7 protein-coding genes are annotated in these 17,475 nt (G+C 45.9%); 4 read left to right on the plus strand and 3 right to left on the minus strand.

What is annotated here, in order from left to right; translation table 11 throughout:
- Nucleotides 1-24: 24 nt before the first annotated feature.
- From ACFQ21_RS02775 to ACFQ21_RS02785, 3 genes are all read right to left on the minus strand, one after another.
- Nucleotides 25-3,333, minus strand: coding sequence for a SprB repeat-containing protein (locus tag ACFQ21_RS02775; RefSeq protein WP_377574514.1), 3,309 nt, complete (start codon nt 3,331-3,333; stop codon nt 25-27).
- Between the two features lie 266 nt (nt 3,334-3,599).
- Nucleotides 3,600-5,666 (minus strand): fibronectin type III domain-containing protein, encoded by a 2,067-nt coding sequence (locus ACFQ21_RS02780; RefSeq protein ID WP_377574516.1) that lies wholly within the window; start codon nt 5,664-5,666, stop codon nt 3,600-3,602.
- Between the two features lies 1 nt (nt 5,667).
- Nucleotides 5,668-10,167, minus strand: coding sequence for a hypothetical protein (locus ACFQ21_RS02785; protein WP_377574518.1), 4,500 nt, complete (start codon nt 10,165-10,167; stop codon nt 5,668-5,670).
- A 699-nt stretch (nt 10,168-10,866) separates the two neighbouring features.
- Between ACFQ21_RS02785 and ACFQ21_RS02790 the strand changes: the two genes are divergently transcribed.
- The 4 genes from ACFQ21_RS02790 (at nt 10,867) to ACFQ21_RS02805 (ending at nt 17,474) form a co-directional block, all read left to right on the plus strand.
- Nucleotides 10,867-11,688: an aldo/keto reductase gene (locus ACFQ21_RS02790; RefSeq protein ID WP_377574521.1), complete on the plus strand. Its 822-nt coding sequence runs from the start codon at nt 10,867-10,869 to the stop codon at nt 11,686-11,688.
- A 102-nt stretch (nt 11,689-11,790) separates the two neighbouring features.
- Entirely contained in the window at nt 11,791-15,102 is a 3,312-nt protein-coding gene (locus ACFQ21_RS02795; protein WP_377574524.1) for a SusC/RagA family TonB-linked outer membrane protein, read from the plus strand.
- A 17-nt stretch (nt 15,103-15,119) separates the two neighbouring features.
- Nucleotides 15,120-16,574 carry a RagB/SusD family nutrient uptake outer membrane protein gene (locus tag ACFQ21_RS02800; protein ID WP_377574527.1) on the plus strand — a complete coding sequence of 485 codons (1,455 nt, stop codon included), beginning with the start codon at nt 15,120-15,122 and terminating at the stop codon, nt 16,572-16,574.
- 36 nt (nt 16,575-16,610) lie between these two features.
- Entirely contained in the window at nt 16,611-17,474 is an 864-nt protein-coding gene (locus ACFQ21_RS02805) for a putative zinc-binding metallopeptidase (protein ID WP_377574529.1), read from the plus strand.
- The last annotated feature ends 1 nt before the right edge of the window (nt 17,475 follow it).

Consider the following 17,475-nt stretch of genomic DNA (forward strand, 5'->3'; position numbering starts at 1 on the left):
GCTATTGAACTGAATCGGCTTGTCTTATTTATTGATCATTACTTTATAGGTTGATTGTCCCTGTGCAGTGATCAGCTGCAGCATATACAAGCCGCTTCCGGTAGAGGATGATACATCGTATTCCATCTCGATAAATGCTTTACCCGTAACCTGGTCTTCGCGTATGATATTGGACTGATTGGCGTAGAGTATCAATTTCACGGCACCGGCTTCACGCAACTCGATCGTAGCCTTGAAGTGTCCATCGTTTGGATTCGGTGTAACTGCGAATTGTTTTATATAAGGTTCATCCGGAGTTTTATAGTCGGTGAGTTCGCTCTTGTCTACAACGCGTACGGTACTGGTCGATATTTTTTCACACTGACCTTTGAAGCTTTTTATACCAATCGGATACTCGCCTTTGTCCCGGAAGATAAGCTCGAGGTATTCGGGAGTTTCTTCCAACACCGTTGCCTGCGATGGAATGATCCACTCAATGCGGTCGGGTGTCGGGTGACTGATATTTGCCACACGTACTTTTCCTCCCTGCGGTACACGGGTCGCAACGGCCAGGCTAGCCGCAATCTCAGTATCATCGCGGGTAATGGTTATCTCATCCTGGTTGAAACAACCTTTGCTGTCTGTCACTCTTACACTATAGTTTCCAACATCGCTCAACGTTACGGAAGCTGTGGATGCGAATGACTGACCGTCCTTCTGCCATATATATTGTGATGAAGGATCTTCGATCGTTGTATTTAAGTCTAATACCTGGTCGCGACAGAGCACACGATCCGGTCCGAGATCAAGTGCAAACAACTCGGGATTGTCGAGAGTATATTCGCGGGTAATGAAACATCCGTTGGCATCGGTTACCACTACGGTATAGGTGCCGTGTCCAATATCACTAACATCGGCAGTCTCCGGACCATGTTGCCATTTATAGTTGTAATCTGTTTTACCTCCCGTAACGGTCAACACGATGGAACCATCGGTATAGCCTTCACAGGTTGGCGGTGTAACAACTGCTTCGGCAGCAAGGCTGTTCGGCACAACTACTTCTGTTTGTCCAAAGGTTGTACAACCGCGGGTGTCTACTACTACAACGGAATACATTCCATCTGTCAGGTTGCTGATGAGACTGGTTGTCTCATCGGTGCTCCACGCATAGCGGTATGGTTTTGTACCGCCCTGCGGTAATGCTTCGGATGTTCCATTCGCATCACCGTTACAAAGTAATTGTGACGTTTTGAAGTTGATCTTCAACTCATCCGGTTGCACGAGTTTGAAGTCGGGTGACCATGCAATGATTCCATTTCGATCGGTAATCTTCACGCGGTATAGTGCTGACGGACGTTGCAGTGCTGTGCTATCGGATTCTCCGAAGCCAGTAGTACCTCCTGCTGCGTCAACCACAAACCATTCGTATTGATAAGGTTCATAAGTATGCCCGGCAAGATACGGTCTTCCACCTTTAGCGTGAGCCACTACTTCGCCATCGGTATATCCGTAACATGACACATAATGCTGTTGCGCCAGTACTACTTCCAACAGCGGTGGCTCTTCCACAAAGATTGTTAATGTATCGTAGCAACCACGGATATTCACTTCCGTCTGAGGAAAGGCCAATGCATACTGATTATCTTTCGCTACTACGCGATATTTACCTTTACCTATATTGGACAGCGTACTCTTCATACTGCTACCTTCCGTTACAGGTGCATCGCCTGTCATGCCTACACTATTTATCTCATCTGTCCAATCGAAGGTATAGGGATATGTACCGCTCTCGGCACGAACGGTTACGTGACCATTCTTCAAGCCAAAGCCAAGCGGCTCTATATTTTCCACAGTACTTACCAGTACTTTTTGTGCCGGTTGATTTACCTCAGCCGGATTTTCGATGACCGCGCTTGTAATCAGGTTCTTCGGATCACATCCATTGCTGTCTTTCAATCGAACAACATAGTCGCCTTCTTTGAGATTGACGAAACTGTTTCCCGCTGATTCAGTGAGACTGATCGTGTCTATGTAATTATTATTCTGAAGAAGATATGCCGTATAGTTTTGTGTTCCTCCCTGGGCGGTCACAGCAATCTTACCATCTTCACCTTCAAAGCAATGTACATCCGCCTTTACTGCATTGAAGTTTACAATCGGTGGGCGTTCTTTTACTTCAGCCTCGTCTTTATGGTTATCACCATCCGAGTAGCCATTCCCCAGTACTCCGAATGTTGTTTGTAACGTTATCTCATAAAGAGCAGGCGATCGGTTACCGATTTCTATACTGTGATTGGCATCAAGCTGATTAGGAAACGCCTGGAAGGTTTCTCCATTGATATAGATATAGATTAACTCGTTGAATGTTATACCCGAATAGGTTTCACCGGAATACAGCGCACGATCAAACGTAATTTTGAGCTTGGCATTGTTATCCTTATAACATGTCTCCATAATCGGCTCTGTGGATACGATACCCGGTGCCGATGGCAGGTGACGCAGTGGTATAGTTCTCGTTTCTCTTCCTGCGGCACAAGCATATAGTGCCTTGAAGGAAATCTGCTTAAACAGATAGTTATGATAATCCAAACCAACCGCATCAAATAATTTCTTACCGGATATCGTGATCTTATTACCCGTTCCGAATGAAGCTGGTAAAGTTCGCCATATACTTCCTTCTACCAGATAATACCATTGATAACCACTGTATGCTTCGGGAACCGCGAGCGTAATATCATTTGTGGAGGGGAGTATATTTGAACTGCCCGGACTATAATTAACCGGTGTACCCGTGCGCCCATAACGAATCCGTAACGTACCTCCCGGTGCCATTCCAAAATATGGTTCATTTAATGTTACGTCCAGATCGGACGCAGGATCAGGATCATTGATAGCAAATGTCAGTGTCTTATCTGTGATCTGAAGAAACCCTTTCATATAATAGGACCGCACACGCGCCTCTGTTACGCGTACATTTTTACCAGACTTTAGTCTTATATCTGTAAAATCTATACTTTGCCCGTTAACAATATCTGTGTTTGTCATCGTAGCCACAGTCTCTGTTACCCCGTTGGAGTATTTGAGTTCTACACTCGATGTAAAGAAAAACATATTTGATGGAGCAATGGCCCGGCCTTCTGACTGAACGGCATATACACCCGAGAGTGGTTTTACAGTAACCTGTAATGTACTTTCACCATCATATCCCGGAAATGCACCGTCAAAAGTTTGGGAGCTACACGGATAGCTTATCGTATATTCTGTATCGCCACCACCACGGTGATCACAATCCGTCCAACTTTCGGTAAAACGCTCGGAGTGTACTTTAATCTTTACAATCGAATCGTTTTCCATGGAGGAAAAGGTTTTATTAAAATCACCCCAGTTATCCTCCCCCATATTCAAACTCTGATACCAGATATACTCTTTACCAGTCTTCGTCAACATTGTTATTCGAAAGTGGCTCCCACAATCACTCACATCATTCAGTCCTGAACGTATCCTCGCCCGCATATAATATTCATACTGCTGTGCAGACACTGTAACGCAGGCAACTATACATACTAAAAGTAAAATTATCCTTCTCATAACATGACCATTTACCAAACTGTACATCGTAATTATCTTTTTAGTATTGCTTTAGCCGTTGCTCCGCTCTTACCATTCTCAAGTACGGCTCGTATCAGGTATTCGTATTGTACTTCGGGCTGTGCGCTGTCATCGTATACCTGTGTCTCAAAACCTTTTACTACTTTCCATAGTGATGGAGTTTTGTCTAACTCTCTCCGGTATATTTCCAGCTGCTTCAAATTTTGTATATCGTGTTTCCACAAGAGGTCAACGCGCTTGTTCTTCCTGTTGAAGCGCGCGGTAAAACTGGTGAACTCTCCTTTGCGCACGGCCGTTACTGCCGCCTGTATCGTTACAGCCGGTGATGGTGCTGATGACAAACCTCGCTTCGTTACTACCGCAAGGGTATATTTATAGTATGCGTTTGACTGTACGGTTGAATCTATATATTGCGTTACAGTAACATCACTGAATGAGTGCAGCAGTGTACTCTCTGTGCTTCCCCGCTCCTGTCTGAAAAGTTTCAGCAAGCCTATATTTTCTTCGCCACCGGTAACCCATGTCAACACAATACCCTTTGCTGTTGCTTTATAGTTGGTGATAACAGGCGTTGAGGGCGGAATCAACTCTGGTTTTTCCAGCGTAACGGTCTGCGATTTATCGGACTGGTTATACCGGCCGTCCAATGCGGTTACGGCATAGTAAATGTTGCTGTTCAGGTTTCGCACTTCAACGGTATCGGTAAAGCTGTTGGTGCGTACCGCTACGTCATTCAACGGAATTAACTCCTCTCCTGCGGTCTGGGCTCTATAGATGCGATAGCCGAGTATATCCTTCTCCTTGTTGGCGGTCCACGACAGTCTTACAACGCCCAGACTATCCACAACGCCTTTTAGTCCGGTAGGTATAGCAGGCGGAACGGTATCAGAAGGTTGGATAAGCACCGGAAATGATTCAACCGGTTCACCTTCAATTGGCACAGCGGTGATCACAAAGTAATTGGAAGCCTGCAGCGAATCGTACGTGATCCTGCGCTTATCGGCGGCTATATTTTTCACTACCGGTTTAAAAGGTCCTTTCGCGTTATCGGCCCGTTGTAATTCAAAACCTTTTAACAGACTATTCCCACGTTCGTCAAACTCCCATTCTACTTCCAGCTTGCCCGTGGCATCCGGCACAGCACGATTGATATGCGGTACATACATCAACCGGTTCCTGCCTTGTCCTTTTATTACTTCAGACGGAGGACCTTCTTCACTAAATGCTGTAACCCCGACAAGACGGTAATAAACTGTGGATGTATTGTTCGACAATGAATCCGTATAGAACATACGCTGTACATTCACATTGTCTTTGGCGTTCATGTTGGTGAGCGGTATATCGGTAATGCGCTTGAACACCTTACCGTCATTCGATTTCTCGATATAGTAAGAGTTATACAGATCGCTCAGCAAGCCGTAGTTCCAGGCAAGTAAAACACTTTTGTCACCAAATATAGCGGTGAGTTCCTGCGGCTGCGGAAGCCTGGTATATTCATTGAGACTTACATACGCAGAGCCCATTTCTACTTTCAATGTCTTCTCCGGTATAGCGGATATCACACGGTATAAATAGCGTTCATCAGGCTTTACAGATTTATCATCAAGGCCCCACCCTGCAAGTAATGCTGCCGGGTAACACAGGTCGGCCGCATACATCGATACGAGATAGCGTTGCTCCAACTCCTGCGCCAGTGCAATCAATCGCGATACCCCTTTGGAATCTGCATCGCTTAGTTGAAACTCTTCGCCATAGAGTGCCTGTGCTATAACAGCTGCATAGTTATTCGCGGTAGCAAGTGTCTGCCAGTTGTTCAGCGGCTGTGGCTTTAACGGCTGCGGTGTAAGCACTACTTTTTCCGGCACCGGCAATACAACGTTGTTACGCACCACGGTATAGCGCTCCACTCTGAATCCATAGCGGTTGCTCTGCTTCCAGGCTATAGGAGAATTAACAGCCCAGCGCAACTGAATCATATCCTTCTTTATGTTGGCGCGTACGCGAATACGCAGGGTATCCTGCGCCTGTACGGCCCACGAAGCGATGACGCAAAAAATTATAGTAAAAACGTACCGCATGTTATTTTATGAAATTATAGTAGTCGAAACGTGTGCTGGTTCCTTTCGTCCCATCCGGTAATGTATACTGTAGCTCGATGGTATAATTACCTTCGCGGATGAAGCGATAGTATCCATTAATGATATAGTTATAGTCGGCCTGGCGTGCCGTACCGAGGAACTGGTTCACGATCTTCTGCTGGAGATCAGTGAAGTCCTGGCGGTATATCTGCGGCAGGTTATAGATATACGGGAAGCGCTGGCGGGCAAGTCCGTAGAAATTACCGTTCTCCACTTCCGTGAGATACGCTGCCGATACCGGTACAGATTTAACTGGCGGGAATCCGAGTATATTTACATCACGATCCAGCTTGATACCAGCCACCGGGTAATTACGATATACCATTGGATCGATATCTTCCTTAAAGTAAGCATCACTCAGCACCGCTTTCACATCCACCAGTGATCTGTTTCCACTGAAAGATGTACCGGTCATTTCAAGTACTTCGAATGGCTCTGCATTCACAATCTCATATTGCAATGTGATTACATCCGAAGACACACGTCCGGCAACGGCATTTCCTTTCTGAATACTATTTACTTTCTCGGCAAATGTCTCAAAGCGGCTTGTCGCGAAGGTATAGTTGAGCAGGCTCTTGCCTACATCGGAACGAATCACCGTTGCTGCCTGACGATTGGTTACTTCTATATTGTTCTCTTCGTCATTTACAGCCTGCACAGTATTCTCAACAGCAGTCGCTTCTCCACCGGCTGCGTTGCTCAGTGTTACTACGTCAAAGCCATACGCTGTCTGCAGGTCGAGTTCCGGTAAAGTATATTTGATTCGGTTCTGTCCTGCATCGTATGTGAAGGCAAGTGCCTTGCGATCGTTGGTTGCCGATGTGATGTGTACTTCATGTTTATATTCTGTAGAGAACAAATAGCTCTGACCACGTTTCAGCTGGATATACCCTGCGCTGGACTCATCGCGTAAGAAGAATTTCTGATCTACTACCGGGTATGCATACTCTACGTTGGTAAGCGGAATAACATCCGGTGCTGTGCCCGTAGTAAAGGTAGCTTCCATAAACTCTTCCGCTTTTTGTCCGGAAGTATATACTACTACCCATTTACCATTTTGCCATTGTTCGAAACCAACTTTCACGACAGCCTTCAAGGGTTTATTTGGAGGCAACACTTCGTGTGAGTAGAATGATACAGCATCGCTGTTGCTTGACCATACCAGTTTACCATCAAGTTTTTTACCTTCATTTTCCACTACGAAATCGTTGAGGTGGATGCGGTACATCTTCGGTCCCTGATCATCTTCAACCGAGAACGGTACCCCTACACGCATGGTGAAGGCAGCCTGTGGCGCAGCGAATACATCTACATCTGTTGAATTTGCTTTCGGTGTCAGGTCGCTGATCATACGCATCTCCAGCGGACTGCTTCCCGGCACTACCAGTTCGCACTCATCTCCTATAGTCATCTTGAAGCGACACTTACCGCGCACAAGTCCACCGAGTAAATCAAACTGGACACCGAGGTATCCTTTTACAAAAGTAGGGTTCGGAAGTTTAGCCTGCATCAACGCAGCCGCTGCTCCTTTAATGATTGGTATTTTCGTTTTGAGGAACCACAGATTTACTTTCACACCGAGCTCACCCTGCAGGTATACATATGCTTGTCCGTTGGCATACCAGCCATCCATACCAATCTTGCCCGGGCGTCCTTTACACTGCATGTCCTGGTAATCCTTCAACATGATATCGAAGCCTATACCGGCCTGGAAGTTTGCATAGAGAATGAGGAACGTTATATCACCCGTGGCGACTTTAAGACTTGCTCCGAATGCAAAGCCACGTCCATCGCCCAGCGCGTTGAGGTCGCGCATATAATCCAGCTCGGCCATATCAACACCGAGTATATCGGCCACTTCTTTGGGTGGTGGTGGCGATCCTGGTATACGCGAGCCCAACATCAGGTAAGAACCTGTCTCAATGCTGATACCGCCTACGCCCATCTTCAATCCCAGGCGATCCGTTGGCGTACCCATGTGTACATACCATTCTTTCGGATCGATGTGCAACACGGCCCAGCCGGCACGATTGCCGGAAGCCGTTCCGCGAATAACACCACCAATGGCATTGACGTATAGGTCAAACGTTGCGTGCAGCGAACTTTGTGTAAAATCGTATTGTATACCTACGGCTGCAGAGAATCCTGCTTCACCTGGTTTCTCGGAAGGCTCAAATACAGCGGTAGCTGCTTTGTTCGGTTCGTATTGTTTTAATGTCTCCAGTGTTTTGGCCAGAGCCGGATTGTTGTCCACGAATTTCTTTTCAAGGTCAGCAACCTTCTTCATCTTGTCACCTACAAACTTCTCTATATTCTCAGTGCCCGGTATTTTACCCACGAACTTGGCAAATCCATAGAAGCCTATAAAGTTGAGACCACCGGAGCGACTAAATGCAATTTCAAAAGATGCTTCTCCATTGATAGCAGCATCGTTGGCTACATTAAAGAGTACAGATGCTTTTACTCCTATACCTGTATTTTCATCCGGTACATATTTACACCCGGTTGGTGATGCGAGCAGATCAGCACCATCGCGTTTCATACGATAGGACACACCGCCACCAAAACCATTCAGGTTCAACGGAGGGAACACCGGTATACCTTGTCCGAATTTTACGCGGCCATCTACAAACCAGTAGCGGAAGTCTTTGCGGCCAAACATACCGCGAGCCTGCACGTTGAATCCCTTCAACACTTTATCGAACGTCATCTCGATGCTGCCGGCATAGCCATCGCCATAGATCGGGTCATCGTTTAATATTGTAAGCTGCGCTTTGAGACTGAACGTTTCAGCAATCTTGGCATTGACAGCAATGTTACTGATGTTGAGTTTTTTATACTTCCACTGCTCCGATTGTTCTTCTCCTACGCCACCGGATTCTTTCAATTCGCCCACTACTTCCAGGCGTGTACTTCCGGTAAACATGTTGTCGCTCAGCGTGAGTTTTATATCCATACCGAGCGCTATCTCTTTCTCCAATATTCTTACACCGATACGATCGATCGAGATCGGGAAGTTCATCATCTTGATCTCGCCTTTATAGCCAAAGTATTCGGCCGTAAAGCGTGGTGATTCTGTTTTCAGGTGAAGACTTCTGAATTCTATACCTTTAAACTCGGCTATCTTTTTACCGCTGGTAGTATCCGCAGGATTGGAGGATGAACCGAGACGTGCCGCTAAATTAAGACTACCATGCAGCAACGCTTCAGGCTTGAATGAACCGTCAACAACTTTCAACTCTACATACGAGTTAGGAAGTAACTCAGCTTCGGCGTTGAATATATCGAACTTGGTTTTACCGAGCGACTTTACACGAAGCATATACTCGTTGTCCATCGTGATCAATGCATCATACCCGAGGTTTGATTTTTCAGATACCGGTAAACCGATCATACCGGAGAAACCTGCCTCAGTAAGTTGATTGGCTTCAAGTGCCATGCGAAATGCATCTACCGAAAAACGCCAGCCAGACGCTGAGCCTTTATCTATCGGTAAAATGCCGGTTGCTTCAAACACACCGCTTATACCGTTGTTATCCAGCAGCATGTTGTGGGCTGCGAATGATACTCTTGTTTTATCTTTCTTCTTGAAGGGTTTAGGAAGCGTAACGCTGAGGTCGCGCACAAATACACCGCGCCATAAATTCGGGTTGCCCGGAATCATATAGTTGGTTTCGTATCCTTCCGGATAAGCAATAGCCGGGTCGTTACGCAAGTCGCTGAAGTCAAATATAGCTTCGTTCAAAACGAAGATAAATCCTTCCAGACCTTTGATCTGAAATGGAGGAAGTGATATCGAGGCGAGGATATCGTTCCAGTCTTTTACGATCGTTTTGAAACCACCTTTTACGCGTCCGGGGGCAGCCGTTCCTGAAGTGTCTACCGGTTGCAAAAGGCTCTCGGGAAATTCAACCTCGGCTGTAATTCCCATCTCCTTGAATCCCTGGCAATCGATGGATACATAGGTGAGCTCTTTCGCACGACCGGTGTTCTTATCAAAACTTCCTTTCAGCGTTAAGGCTGCGCTGTTACCATTTATAGGTATAGATATATCGCCCATCAACACGAGTGATGCATCGCCTATAATATCACCGTTGTGCGACAGTTTTATACCCTGTGCTCCGAAAAACAGCAGCTTGTCATCCTGCGGAATTTTGACGCGTGCAAAAACCGTAAGCTCGCTATAGTTGGTCTCCCAACGCATGTCGCTTACCGCGATAGTAACTTCAATGTTACTCAGGGTTTGTTTTATACCCATGGGCAACACATTCATATCCGCGTAAGCGAGCGACTCGGTAAAATTGTTGGATTGATCGAGTTTATAAAATGTCTCTACCGCCTTTCTATACTCCTCCGGTTTCTGTGCAGTAGTTTGCGCTGCTGTGGTTCCAGCATCCTGCGCATATACCAGACTAAATTGTAAGGAAAATAGAAAAGCCAAAAGTACAGGCGTACAATGAAGGCATACTGTAACCAGCGTACGAAAAAATCCTCGTATAGACAATATCATGCAACTGACAGGGTTAAGGCTAAAGGGTGTAGGGTTATTCTAAAAATGCGTAACCACAGCACTTCTTTTTACTCATGATTTCCACGTGTTTGCAATAACGACACTATATCTGGCGTTATACATCTTACACACACATGTACCATTAAGCATTACGAAGCAAGAAAGTAACTTTCAATAACCCAAAATGTGTGACTACACGGCACTTCGTTACCTGTGTAAGAATATCATCTGAAAGAATATGGATTTTACGAATTAAAGTTTAAACTCTTAATTCCTTTTCAAAGGAAAAATGCCACGTAAAGGCTATACGCAATCGAATAATTATTTGATCTTCAGCCATTTCAAATTGTTATAGGCGCGCTACGTCCGGCAGCAGCAGATAGTATACCTGCACCGGAAAAATCCGGTAATCCACACAACGTTCTACATGTACATACTATACGCGTGTTCTGACATAATTAGCATAATCTCTCCGAAACTATTAACTTCCTATACCGCTCGCCCACCCCGACACATCAACACGTCAACACCTCAACACATTTTCCCATGAACCGCCGGACTTGCCTTCAACATCTCTCCGCACTAAGTTTAGTACCGTTAACTATATGTGCCACGCCAACTGCTGCAACCATGTTAAAAAGAAAGATACCAACCTCTGGCGAACTACTGCCCGCTATAGGGCTTGGCACGTGGCAAACCTTTGATGTTGGCAATGCGGCTGCTGAACGCGTTCCACTCAAAGAAGTATTGAAGACGCTGCTTGATAAAGGCGGAAGCATTGTGGACAGCTCACCGATGTATGGCTCGTCTGAAAAAGTAGTAGGCGATCTTTCCACTGAACTTAACATCAACACCAAACTATTTATAGCGACAAAGGTTTGGACAACTGGTAAAGATGAAGGTATAGCACAGATGAATAACTCATTCAATCTTTTGCAACGAAAGCAAGTGGACCTGATGCAAATTCATAACCTGGTTGACTGGCAGCTCCATCTCAAAACGTTACGCGACTGGAAAGAGCAAGGTCGCATTCGTTACCTCGGCATTACACACTATACCGAAAGTGCGTATTCAAAAATTGAAGACATTCTGAAAAACAACCCGGTAGATTTTCTGCAGATCAATTACTCGTTGCTCAGTCGCACGGCAGAGGAACGTTTGTTTCCGCTGGCGCAAGAAAAAGGAGTCGCTATAATTATCAACCAACCTTTTGAAGAAGGCGCGTTGTTTCAGCGCGTAAAGGGTAAATCTCTTCCTGCGTGGGCATCTGACTTTGACTGCACCAGCTGGGGGCAATTCTTTCTGAAATTTATCCTGTCACATACTGCCGTTACTTGCGTGATACCGGGCACCTCCAAACCGCATCACATGGCCGACAACGCAGGTGCTGGCTTCGGAAAATTACCGGATGAAAATCAGCGCCAGCAAATGATACGATTTATCGATTCGTGATTCGGTGAAAAATTTATTTCCGGAAGTCTTCCCTTCCTGTAACCTCTCACTTGCAGATGACCTATAATTGGTTAAATTTAGAAGTCTGTATCTAAATCGCTTATGGGAAGATTTTTACTGCTGCTATTACCGTGTTTATTTATTGTACTCCAAGCTCAGGCCCAGGGAATCCGGGTTACCGGAAAAGTAACTTCGGCAAAAGACGGAACTGAACTGCCGGGCGTGAGTGTACGAATAAAAAATACTACCCGTGGTACCATCACGGATGTCAACGGGGGCTTTGAGATCCTCACAGAATCTCCGGGAGATTCTATACAATTTTCATTTATAGGCTTTGTTCCGCAAACTGTATATGCGGGCCAGCGAAGCGTGATTAACGTTGCGTTGGAAGTAGAAACCACCGAGCTCGAAGAAGTGGTGATTACCGGTTTCCAGGAAGTAGAGAAGAAATTATTTACCGGGTCGGCTGTCAATGTAAAGATGTCGGATATACGAACCTCGGGTATGACGGATGCAAGTCAAATGCTGGAAGGACGCGTGGCCGGTGTTACGGTTGATAACGTATCGGGTACATTTGGTACGAGTCCGAAGATACGCATTCGCGGAAACACTTCGATCAATGGCGATACGCAACCGCTGATGGTGGTAGACGGTGTAATTCTCGAAGACCTCAATGCGCTTACTGCCGATGATATCATTACCGGTAATGCCAATACATTAACAGCATCTTCTATAGCCGGTCTCAACCCGGATGATATAGAGTCGCAGCAGATATTAAAAGATGCATCTGCTACAGCGCTATATGGAACGCGGGCTAAAAACGGTGTAATCGTTATTACTACCAAGCGCGGCAAGAGCGGACAAACCAAAGTAAATTACTCCGGTAACTTCTCTATTCACTTACGCCCTACCTATAGCCAATATGATATACTGAACTCGGTTGATGAGATGTCAGTATATCGCGAGATGTATGAGAAAGGACTGATCGATATCACCACTTCGGTTCGTGCCCAGAACTATGGCGCGATGGGTAAAATGTTTACGGAGATATCGGAGAAAGAAATTCCGTGGGGACCTGATGGTACCTTGAATGAAGACTTCCTCCATCAGTATGAGACAGCAAATACCGATTGGTTTGATGTACTCTTCCGCAATTCACTTCAGCAACAGCATTCGATCAGTCTCACATCCGGCACGGAAAAACATAACAGCTACTATTCGATAAGTTACCTGCACGACAACGGACAGACTATTGCTGATAACGTGAAGCGTTATGTAGGTACTGCCAAGAACAGCTTTCAGTTCTCAAAGAATTTCTCGCTCGATCTGAAACTTACAGCAAACTATCGCGATCAAAAAGTACCAGGCACACAAAACCGGGATTTCGACCCGATCACAGGAAGGTATAAACGCGACTTTGATATCAATCCATTAAGCTATGCATTGAATACTGCACGGTCTATACGTCCCTATAACAGCGATGGCAGCCGCGAATACTTCAGAAGAAACTATGCTCCGTTCAACATCCTCGAAGAACTTGAGCTAAACTATATAAACATCAATGTAGCCGATCTTTCCACACAAGCCGATATAACCTATAACATTCGCGAAAACATTACCTTCCGCAGTACGCTGCAAGGTCGTTATGCTACTACCAAGCGCGAGCACGTCATTCACGAACGTTCCAACCAGGCAGAAGCATACCGGGCCGATGACACACAATATATACAGGATGCCAACCCGTTGCTCTATCGTGATCCGGACGATCCGGCAGCTCAACCCAAAGTTGTTTTACCGGAAGGCGGATTTAACAACGTGAACGAAGACGAACTGAAAAACTTCTATATACGCAACAGTATAGATTGGTCGCATACTATCAACCAGATTCACGCCATCAATGTACTGGCCGGCCAGGAGATCAAATATACCAACCGCATGAGCCGCAGAGCCGATGGTATTGGTGTGGTGTATGAAAACGGTGGTATTGTAAATACAGATCCGAACATGATCGACTTCCTGAACAGTCAGGGTATCAGTATATATGCGTTGGGGACCGACCGCGAACGTTTTGCAGGCTTGTTCCTGAATGGCGCATACTCTTTCAAAGAGAAGTATATATTTAACGGAACGGTTCGCTACGATGGTTCTAACCGTTTGGGTAAAAGCAAGAGTGCGCGTTACCTCCCTACCTGGAACGTGAGCGGTGCGTGGAACCTTCACAAAGAAACCTTTATTGATTTCTCATTCTTCACCAACCTCAAGCTGCGTGCAACGTACGGGCTATCGGCCAACCTCGGTCCGAATACCAGTGCACTGCTGAACATACGCTCCGGTGTAACACTTCGCCCTACGGATGTAGAAACGTATCTCTATATACAGGATCTTGAAAACTCGGATCTTACGTGGGAGAAACTGAAAGAGTTTAACGTAGGTCTCGACTTTGGTATACTGGACAACGATGTTACCGGTACCATCGATGCTTACAGACGTAACTCGTACGATCTTATTGGTTTGTTACAGACCAGCGGTGTAGGTGGTAATGCATTCAAGAACGGCAACTATGCCGATATGGAGTCGCAGGGTATTGAGTTCTCGATCAACACCGTGAACCTGCGCTGGCAAGACTTCACCTGGGCTACAAGCTTTAATATAGGCTACACGCACGATAAGATCACACGCCTTGATTTCAACCCACGCATCGGTGATGCTATTGTGCAAGGTGGCGCAGCGGTGTTGGGCGGACCACGCAGAGGTTTATTTTCAACCAGATTTGCAGGTCTTGATTCACGTGGTATACCTACATTCTTCGATGGCAGCGGTGAGGTAGTGTATAATTTTGATCTGCAGGATCGCGACAACCTCACGAGTATATTAAAATATGAAGGTGCTGCCGAGCCACGCGGTGCCGGTGGTTTCTCGAACATCTTCAACTACAAAGGTTTTTCACTGAATGTATTCTTCTCGTTCAAGTTTGATTACAAGATCAGGCTTGATGATGCATTCAGTCCGAGATATACCGACTTCAACTCGCTGTCCAAAAGTTTTGTGAACCGCTGGACAGTTCCCGGTGATGAGAACACTACTAACGTTCCGGTTATACTCGATCGCCAGGTTATCAACGGCACCAATCCCGATTACCTGAGCGCCTACGACCTCTATAACAAAAGTACCGTGCGTGTAGCGAACGGTGACTATATACGTTTAAAGAGTGTACGCCTCAGCTATAACTTCCCGGGTTCGATCGTGCGTAAGATCGGAGCCAGCACTGCGCAGATCTCCATTGAAGGACAGAACCTCGCGCTGCTATACTCTGATAAAAAACTCAACGGACAAGATCCGGAGTTCTTTTCTTCCGGTGGTGTTGCGTTACCGCAGCCTCGCCTGATCACAGCTTCTGTTGCTTTAGGATTTTAATCAAGGATATATAGTATATGAACAAATCCTTCTTTACAAAAATCAGTATACTGATAACCGGCATTGTTATTCTGACGGGATGCGATAATTACCTCGAAGAAAATCCGGATAACCGCGTAGAGCTGAACACGCCTGAAAAGGCTGCCCAGCTTCTTACCAATGCATACTCCAGTGCTGCCTATACCTTTACCGAGTGGATGGGCGATAATGTTACCTTTACCACGGGCACTACCAAACTAACGGAGCACGTTCAGCTCTATGAATGGGAAGAAGTTACCAGTATAAACCAGGATACACCGAGCAACTTCTGGACCTCTACCTACGATGCTATTGCACATGCCAATGAAGTTCTGGCTGTGATCGATAACCTGCCCGGTGATGAAGCCCGCAAGAAAGCTGTGAAAGGTGAAGCGCTGCTTACCCGCGCTTACGGTCACTTCATGCTGGTAAACCTATTTGCCAAACATTTCAATGAGGACACTGCCGATGATGACCTGGGTATACCGTATGTAGAAGAACCGGAAACTGAGTTCATCAAGAAATATACCCGCGCTTCGGTGGAAGATGTATATGATAAAATTGAAGATGACTTGCTGGATGGACTTGAGCTCGTGGATGAAAGTTTCTACGCCAACTCCGGTAAATATCACTTTACACGAAACGGTGCCCTTGCTTTTGCTTCGCGCTTCTATCTTTTCAAAGGCGACTATAAGAAATGTATTGAATATAGCTCGGAGATGCTCGGAGCGGATCCGGATGTATTCATTAAAGATATAGCGACACTGCTGGCGCAGAGTGCAGACTCGGAGGACTTCATTCGTTCCTATGCCTCTCCTACTGATCAGAGCAATTTACTCATGATCCGGAACGTAACCAATTACCCGGTAAATGTAGGCTTCTGGCCTGACCAGCAATTGTTGTTTGGCATAATCGATCCTAACCCGTGGAACGCCAACGATGTTCGTATCAGTGTGCGTTACCCTATATTTGTTCGTGGTAACAATGGACTTGCTCTTGCTAAATATGAGTTCCTGTTCGAGCGCTCTAGCTTAACCTCCAACGTTGGGTTATACTATACCATTATGCCGGCCTTCCGTGGCGAAGAGGTTTTACTGAATCGTGCCGAGGCCTATATATTCGACAACAAGTTAAGCCAGGCTCTTGCAGACCTGCAGGTAATGGTGAACAAGCGTTACGATGGAACTCGTATCATAAATACCACCACACTCCGGAATTACTACGGCACAACCAACGATCGCCTCAACGCATTTTACTTTATACTGGACGAACGCAGAAAAGAATTTATGCACGAAGGATTGCGCTGGTTCGACATCAAGCGTTTCCAGATACCGGTAACGCACGTACTCGCGGATGGCAGCACCATTGAACTGGATGCCGATGACGATCGCCAGCTACTACAAATACCACAGGCCGCTATAGATATCGGTGGACTGGAACCGAACCCACGCTAATACAGGAATTGAACAGAGACTATAGATCGTGAAGAAATGAAAACAAAACTGATAGCACTTCTCTTCATCACCGTCAGTACGCTGGTAACTTCGTGTTACAAAGATGAAAGCGTAGATGCACCCCTTAAAACACATGAACCATCCGATGACGAACTGGATGAGTATATCCAGGCTAATTTTACCGACAAGTACGGTGTAGCGGTTCGGTATACCTATGTAGATCGCTATGTAGATCCGGATAAACGCGTAACACCTCCCAAACGCGAATTGGTTGAACCAATGCTTGACTTCCTGACGGAATACTGGATTGAACCGTTTAAACAAGTAGAAAACGGTGAAGTGTTCTTTACCAAGCACGTGCCGGCTGAAGTAATTTTTATCGGCTCTACCATCTATAACTCGGATGGTACGGTAACATTGGGTACTGCAGATGCCGGTGCACGCATTACACTCACGGAAGTAAATGACATTGACATTGATAATATAAACTGGGTATTCCGCCAGTTGGGAACTATATATCACGAGTTTGCCCACATTGTACACCAGCGATACAACTTGCCTCCGAACTTCAAGGAAATATCACCACAGGGCTATACATCTGCGGGTTCATGGTATAATCTAACAGACGAAGAAGCTTTGCAACGTGGCTTTGTCTCTCCGTATGCCACCAGCTCGTTCAATGAAGACTTTGCCGAAACAGTAGCGCACTTGTTATACTATCCGGAATTCTACGAGCGGTATTACAATTATGAAACGAACTGCACTACATCGGATTGCCTGGCGCGTAATGCCGGGAGAGCATTGATCCGCAGAAAATACAACGCCATCATCGCTCACTACGAACAGTATACAGGTGTTAATTTGTTAAGTGTACGGGATATCATTCAAGCGAAATTCTGAC

The organism is Ohtaekwangia kribbensis, assembly GCF_042676245.1.
Taxonomy (GTDB): domain Bacteria; phylum Bacteroidota; class Bacteroidia; order Cytophagales; family Cyclobacteriaceae; genus Ohtaekwangia; species Ohtaekwangia kribbensis.